The organism is Mesorhizobium sp. M7A.F.Ca.US.005.03.2.1 (assembly GCF_003997795.1).
GTDB classification, from domain to species: domain Bacteria; phylum Pseudomonadota; class Alphaproteobacteria; order Rhizobiales; family Rhizobiaceae; genus Mesorhizobium; species Mesorhizobium ciceri.
Map to the genome: position 1 here is coordinate 1 of NZ_RZRP01000263.1, position 7,319 is coordinate 7,319.

Annotated in this window: 7 protein-coding genes; all 7 read right to left on the reverse strand. The window is 63.1% G+C overall.

All coding sequences use genetic code 11. The annotated features are described in order from the left end of the window. Positions 1–142: 142 nt before the first annotated feature. The gene (locus EN991_RS16245; protein WP_063168214.1) at positions 143–901 is read right to left on the reverse strand and encodes an FkbM family methyltransferase; all 759 of its coding nucleotides are present in this window, start codon (positions 899–901) and stop codon (positions 143–145) included. Further along, a complete protein-coding gene (locus EN991_RS16250; protein WP_063168215.1) occupies positions 898–2,130 on the reverse strand; it encodes a glycosyltransferase 87 family protein in 1,233 nt (410 codons plus the stop codon). The genes EN991_RS16245 and EN991_RS16250 overlap by 4 nt, the downstream gene beginning before the upstream one ends. Positions 2,131–2,151: 21 nt before the next feature. Next, positions 2,152–3,582, reverse strand: a complete 1,431-nt coding sequence (locus EN991_RS16255) for an aspartate aminotransferase family protein (RefSeq protein WP_206519208.1) — start codon at positions 3,580–3,582, stop codon at positions 2,152–2,154. A 104-nt stretch (positions 3,583–3,686) separates the two neighbouring features. Further along, on the reverse strand, positions 3,687–4,694 hold the full coding sequence (locus EN991_RS16260; protein ID WP_027160518.1) for an NAD(P)-dependent oxidoreductase: 1,008 nt from the start codon (positions 4,692–4,694) through the stop codon (positions 3,687–3,689). Beyond that, positions 4,691–5,140, reverse strand: a complete 450-nt coding sequence (locus EN991_RS16265; protein WP_127369135.1) for an EamA family transporter — start codon at positions 5,138–5,140, stop codon at positions 4,691–4,693. The genes EN991_RS16260 and EN991_RS16265 overlap by 4 nt, the downstream gene beginning before the upstream one ends. 124 nt (positions 5,141–5,264) lie before the next feature. Further along, positions 5,265–6,617: an FAD-binding oxidoreductase gene (locus tag EN991_RS16270; protein WP_127369134.1), complete on the reverse strand. Its 1,353-nt coding sequence runs from the start codon at positions 6,615–6,617 to the stop codon at positions 5,265–5,267. Between the two features lie 2 nt (positions 6,618–6,619). After that, positions 6,620–7,319 (reverse strand): UbiA family prenyltransferase (locus EN991_RS16275; protein WP_164769120.1); only part of this gene is annotated, 700 nt, incomplete at its 5' end.

Genomic DNA, 7,319 nt, shown 5'->3' on the forward strand with positions numbered 1-7,319 from the left:
GTTGAGGCCTTTATCAAGACCCACGAACGGTCTGCGTTTTCATATTTCGTGAAGCCGCTTTCCGATCAGATCAGTCGTGCGTTCAGAGAGGACTAGGCCACGTCTTTGTAGCAATGGAGGGGGTCGTCTGCTCTATCTTCCTTCACACGAAGGCCCAGATGTCCTCGGCCTGGAAACCGACCTGATAGCCTGATGTCTTCAGCTTGACCACGACCTGGCCGATCTCGGCGGCCGGCAGCGCGCCGACCTCGACCTTGATCATGCCGGGACGGTAGCGCTTGAGGTCGAGTTGTTCGAAGACGATCCAGTCGGCGCCCTCGCAATCGACGAGGAAGGCGTCGATATGGGTGATGCCGTTGCGGTCGAGCAGCGTCAGCAAGGTCTCGGATGGCACCTCGATGTCCCTGAGATGCGGCGCGAACTTGTTGAAGTTGGCGTCGGCCTCGCCCCAGGCATTCTTGCCCGACATCAGATTGGTGTCGGTGACCGACGAACAGCCGATGAATTCGATGGGCAGCGTGCCGGCCTCGAGCGCGGCGGCATCGAAAGTGTGGACGGTGATCGTGCCCTTTGTCTTCGTCACCGCCACCGGCTCGATGATGAAGCGGCTGATGTCGGGGTAGTTGGCGCGCAGCCGTTTCTGATTGTAGGGGATCGGCTCGACCAGCATCGCGCGTGCACCGGGAATCCTGTGCAGCCACGGCGTCACATCGTCGAAGAGCGCGCCGTCGCAGGCGCCGACATTGACCATCTGGAACGGCCGCCCCGCCCCACCAAACCGCGCCTTCAGCGCTGCCTTGGCCAGGAATTTCGTGCCGCGCAGCGACGGCCCGCGATCGAGAACGCCACTGGGAAGACCGAGCGACAGGGCAACGCGCGCCAGGCTGGATAGCGAACTCATGACTTGTCTCCGGGAATGATTTGCATGGCAGCGCGATTCTGGCCGCGAGCCACGGCCGCCCACAACGCCATGAACGGCGTCGCCAGCAGCAGGAATGGCGGGATCAGATGCGGGAAATAGATGCGCGTGTCGTGGATCGGGAAGACGGTGAACTTCGCCAGCGCGCCGAGCACCAGTGCCGCGAACAGGATGCCGGCGCGGCGGTCGAGGCGGAAGCCGGCGCGGTCGGCAGCAAACCAGCCGGCCAGTGCCAGCACCGACACGCCGACCCAGCTGTTCAGGCTGACGGCACGCAGCAGCGAGGTGGCAAATGCCCTGAGATAGGCAACGATGGAGAATGGCGGCTCGAACCCGTCCATATTGTAATGCTGCTCGATGCTGGAGAACCACAGATGCGGCCACCAGCCGGGATGATGCGCCCAGTGCGAGATGGCGAAATAGGCAACGAAGGAAGCGGCAAAGCCGGCCAGCGCGCCCCATGCCCTCTGCCGGAACGCAACCAGCAGCACAGCAAAAACAGCAAGGAAAACAATGTTGTCCGGGCGCACCATGAAGGCGAGGAAGAGCAGGATCGCCGTCGCCACCTCGCGGCCGCGGACATAGGCATAAAGCCCGCCCAGCAACAGCGCCGATGTGAGCAGATCCGGCGTTGAGGCGCGCGCCGCATCGCCGAAATCGGCCATGATCAGCACCGCGCCGACCACCGGCGCCAAGGCCAGTGCCCCCTCGGAGCGCAGCCACATCAGGGCGATCGCGCCGAACAGCAGCACGGAGAACACTGAGACCAGGCGCATCGCCTCGACCGGCGACATCACCGCGCTCATCGTCGACAGGATCTCGGCATAGAGGAACTTGATCCGGTACATGCCGAGCAATGAATGGAAGTCGGCGGCATTCTCCGCCATGTGGCTGCGGAAGCCGCCGCCATCGTCGGTCAGCGCCTTGTAGTCACCGGCCGACACGCCCGATTTGACAGTGTTGTAGGCATAGTCATGCAGCGCCTGTGCATCGGGATAGGTGCCTTCCTCCGCTATGGCGAGATAGGGCAGCATGTCCCAATTGGCGTCGGGCATCACCCACGCGGTGAACGCTGAAAAAAGAATGTAGAGCGCGAAGGCCGCGGCGCCGATCGGTGCCGCCAGCCGCGCATAAGTCCCCACGCCCCACGCCAGACCGGCCCCGGTGAGCCGGTCGAGTGGGTTCTGTGGAGCGGGCGACTTGGTCAGCATGTCTACTCAGCGAGTTTCGGTTTAACGGACCTGGCTTTTGACGAAATCCTTCACGATCGACACGATGCCGCGCGACAGCAGACTGTCGAAAGCATCGACGAAACGATCGACATGCTCACGCTGGCAGATCAGCGGCGGCTCCAGCCGGATGACGTTGCGGTTGTACTCGGTGAAGGCGACCAGCACGTCGTAATCGCGCAGCAGCAGCGCGCCGACGAAGCCCGACAGCGAGCCCTTCAGCTTGTCGTCGAGCACGCTGACGATCGGCCGCAGCACCATCGGCAAGGTCTGCGAGAAGTCGTGGAACTCCAGGCCGACCATAAAACCCTTGCCGCGCACATCCTTGATGATCTTCGGGTACTTTTCCCTGAGCGCCTGCAGGCGCTGCAGCAAATAGTCGCCGGTGACGGCGGCATTGTCGATCAGCCCCTCGTCGTAGAGCACGTTGAGCCCCTCGATCGCGGTGACGCAGGCCTCGCCCATGCCGCCGAAGGTCGCCATGGCATGGATCATCGCCGTTTTCGGCGTGCCATAGGCCTTCATGTAGACCTCGCGCCGCGCGATCATGGCTCCCACCGCCGCCTTGCCGGCGCCGAGCGACTTGGCCAGCGCGGTCACATCGGGAATGACGCCGTAATGCTCGAAGGCGTAGAAGCGGCCCGAACGGCCGTAGCCGCACTGCACTTCGTCGGCGACCCACAGCACGCCGTACTGGTCGCACAGCGCGCGCAGCTTCTGCCAATATTCGGCCGGCGCCTGGATGATGCCGCCACCGCCCTGGATGGTCTCGAGCACGATGACCCCGACCTCCGGATCGGAGCGGAACAGGCGCTCGACCGCCTCGATGTCGGCGAACGGGATGCGGACCGTGTTTTCCGCCACCTTGAAGTCGGCGCGGTAAAGCTGGCCGTCTGTGATGCCCAGCACGCCCTTGGTCTTGCCGTGGAAGGAATTCTCGGCATAGACGATCTTCGGCCGCTTCGGACCGGCCGCGCGCTCGGCGAGCTTCACCGCCGCTTCCATCGCTTCCGAGCCGGACGAACCCAAAAATACCATGTCGAGATCGCCGGGCGAGCATTTGGCGATGTTGTGCGCAAGCGCTGCCGCATATTGCGACATGAAGGCGATGGCGATTTCCTGGCGCTTCTCCTCCTGGAATTTCTTGCGTGCTTCCAGGATGCGCGGATGGTTGTGGCCAAAGGCCAGCGAACCGAAGCCGCCGAAGAAGTCGAGGATCTTGCGGCCGTTCTGGTCGATGTAGAACATGCCTTCGGCGCGCTCGATCTTGATCTTGTGGAAGCCGAGCAGTTTCATGAAGTGCAGTTGGCCGGGGTTGAGATGCGCCTTGAACAGGTCGGTCATTGCCGCGACGTCCATCGCCTTGGCCTGCTCGACGCTGATCAGGTTGGGCTTGGCGATGGTGGCGGGCGACAGCGCCGGCGCACTGACCATGGTGCGCGCATTCGTCTGTTCGGGCTTGGCCATGACGGTCATTTCAATCTCCTGTCTGCACGCACGACCGCAATCGTGCGCAACGAAAGCTGTTTTGCGAGCCGCTATTCGGCGGGCACATGTGTGGTGGCGACCGCGAGACCGGCTTTCTTGGCGCGGTACTCGCTATAGGCGGCGATCAGCATGTCCTCGTCGCGATATTGCGGCGCCCAGCCGAGCTGACGCCCGGCCTTGGACACGTCGAGCACGCATTCCTCGTCGGCGATCAGATACTGTTCTGGGTCCATGATCGGCATGTTCATCAGGTCGAGCAGGTCCAGCGTGCGCTTGACCGCCCAACCCGGTGTCGGGATCAGGATCGATTTCGAGCCGGCATGCCTGATCAGATCGCCGAGCAGCTTCTTGACGGGCGGTGGATTGAGCGAACCCAGATTATAGGCCTCGTTTGGCACGCCGGCCTTCCAGGCCGCGCGGGCGGCCTCGGCGCAGTCGAACACCGAGATGAACTGATAAGGGTTCCTGCCCGAACCGATCATCGGCACCGGAAAATTCCAGTCGATCAGCTTGAACAGTTTTTCGAGAATGCCGAGCCGGCCGGGACCGATGATCAGACGCGGGCGAAACAGCGAGATCGACATGCCGCGCTTGCGCCACTCGGCCGCCAGCTCCTCGGTCTTCTGCTTCGACCAGCCATATTCGCCCAGCGGCGCCACCGGGTGCTCCTCGGTCATAGGCTGCGTGACCGTGTGGCCGTAGATCATGTCGGTCGTGTAGTGGACGAGTTTTGACGCACCGGCTCCGTCCATGGCCTGCATGATGTGCTCGGTGCCATGGAAATTTACAGGGAAGAAGAAGTCATGCCGCTTGGCGCGCACCTGGATCGGCGACAGCATCTTGGCCGACAAATTGTAGACCATGTCGTCGGCCTTCAGCCCAATCGCGGCGACCGAGGCCGGATCGGTGACGTCGCATTGGATAAAGCGGACGCTGCGGTAATGCGGCAGGTCGCTCTTGACGATGTCGGCGACGACAACCTCTTCACCATCGGCCACAAGCTTCGGGGCAAGATGGCGGCCGACGAAACCGTCACCGCCGAAAATCATATGTCTCATCGAAGGATCTCGTTTGCTTGGATCTTGTCGGGCGTGATGGAAGCGGCCTGGTCCTCATGCCCTTGCCCACCCAAATCCCGGCCACTTTGCGCGATCAGCACCGTGCCGACGCAGATGAAGGCGATGCCGGCGATCCGCCAGCCATTGAGGTCCTCGCGGAAGACGAAATAAGCGAAGATGGCGACGGCAACATAGGCGAGGCTGAGGAACGGATAAGCGAAGGAGAGCTCGACCTTGGACAGCACATAGAGGTGCGAGGCCATCGAGATGACGAAGGTACACAGGCCAAGGAACACCCAGGGGCTGAAGACGATCTGCAGCAGCTTGACGAGCGGATTGACGCCCTCGAACGAGATCGGTCCGAGCGACATCATGCCTTGCTTCAGCATCAGCTGCGCGGCGGCATTGGTCATGACTGTAAAGAGAATGAAGACGATGTATTTCATGAGTTCCAAGCCACCCCTTCACACTTCCTACTACAAACCCGCAAACATTTGGTGAAGTCCCAACCTTGTTTTGAGTGAATCGCGCTATCAACCATCTGTTAACCAATAATTATTCGGATTTTATCTATTCGGCAGCCTCGACCGAGCCTCGCCGCGTATCCAATCTCTTCGCGGTGCGCGCCCAGAAGTCGGACATGAAGGCGTGGTCGCGGAGCGCTTCCAGCCGCTGCCATTCGGGAAAGGACGAAGCGAAGATTTCGGCCCCCATGCGGGCGTCCTTGTACGGATTGACCGCGCCGCCGGCCTCGACCGTGATGCGGTCGAGCTCCCGCAGCAGTGTCAGCGTCGCGGCGCCCCTGTTGGGGAAATCCAGTGTCAGCGTGTAGCCGGGACGCGGAAACGACAGCAGCGCCGGCGAGCGGATGGAGCCGAAGCGTTTCAGCACCGTGAGGAACGAGCCCTGCCCGGCTTGCCTTGCAGCCGCCAGCAATGCCGGCACGGCCTCGCGCGCCGTCTGTTCCGGCACCACGCTCTGGTGCTGGAACAGCCCTTTCGGCCCATAAAGCCGGTTCCAATCGCGCACGCCGTCGAGCGGGAAGAAGAAGCCCTGGTAGCCGGCCTGGCGCGGCACCGTTGCCCGGCTCTTCCTCCACCTGTAGGCAGCGTTGAAGGCGGTCAGGAACGGCCGGTTGAGCACGTTGAACGGCGGCTGGACCGGCACCGAGAAATTGCCGTCGGCGCGCGAAGCGGCATGCGAGCCGTGCTCGGCGTGATTGCCAGTGAGCAGCAGGCCGCGACCGCTGTTGCGACCGCCGGCAAGCTGGTCGATCCAGGCGACCGCATATTCGTTGGCCTGATCGGCCGCCGCGGCCAGGTCGAAGAATTCGCAGAGGTCACGAAACGGCGTCGCCCTTTCGACGATGTCGAGGGAATGCACCCGCATCAGCCGGATCGAGGCCGACAGAATGAGGCCGGTCAGCCCCATGCCGCCGATCGTCGCCGCAAACAGCCGCGCATTGTCTGTCGCCGAGCAGCGATGGGTCCTTCCATCGGACCTGAGCAGCGTGAAGCTCTCGACATGGCAGCCGAAGGTGCCGCGCCGGTGATGGTTCTTGCCATGCACGTCATTGACGATAGCCCCGCCGAGCGTGACGAATTGCGTGCCTGGCACAACGGCGGGGAAGAAGCCGTAGGGGGCAGCGTGGGCGATGATGTCGGACAACAGCACGCCGGCATCCGCCTTGAGAACACCGGTTTCGGCGTTGAAGGCGTGGATCCGGTTCAGCGATCGCATATCGACGACCGCTCCGGCCCCGTTCTGGCAGGAATCGCCGTAGGCGCGGCCATTGCCATAGGCAAGCAGCGACGCCGGCTTGGCCTGACCGCCCTTCAGCAGCGCGATCGCCTCGTCGGCACCGATGGCGCGCGGCGCCGGCGGCGTGGCAAGGCCAAAGCTTGGGAAACGTCCGGCGGCCATGCCTACCAGCCCCCGATGACCAGCATCACCGCACCGATCAGCACCACGATCTGGCTGCGCCAGTCGCGGATGATGAAGACGACCGGATCGTCATGCATCTCGTTGCGGCGCGCCAGGATCCAGACGCGCATGGTAAGATAGAGCACGATCGGCGCCAGCGGCCAGATCAGCCATGGATGCGGATAGAGTTCCCGCACCGCGACACTGTCCATGTAGAGCGCCAGCACCAGCGCCGAGGAGAAGGCCGAGGCCATGCCGGCCTGGGCGACGATCTCCTGGTCTTCGGTGCGATAGCCGCGACCGGCAATGCGCTCGCCGGGCGGAATGGCGGTGGTGCGCAGTTCGACGAAGCGCTTCACCAGCGCCAGCGACAGGAAGAAGAAGATGGAGAAGGCCAGCAGCCAAAACGAGACGTCGACGCCGGTCGCCGCCGCACCGGCCAGGACGCGGATCGTGTAGAGGCCGGCGAGCGTCAGCACATCGACCAGCAGCATGCGTTTGAACGACAGCGAATAGGCGGTGGTGACGACCATGTAGCCGCCGAGCACAGCCATGAATTCGGGCGACAGGAACAGCCCGGTGCCGATGCCGATCGCCAGAAGCACCGCGATCGCCCCAAGTCCGAACGGGATCGACAGCGCGCCGCTGGCGAACGGCCTGTTGCGCTTGGTGAGGTGTTTGCGGTCGAGCGCGAGGTCGAAG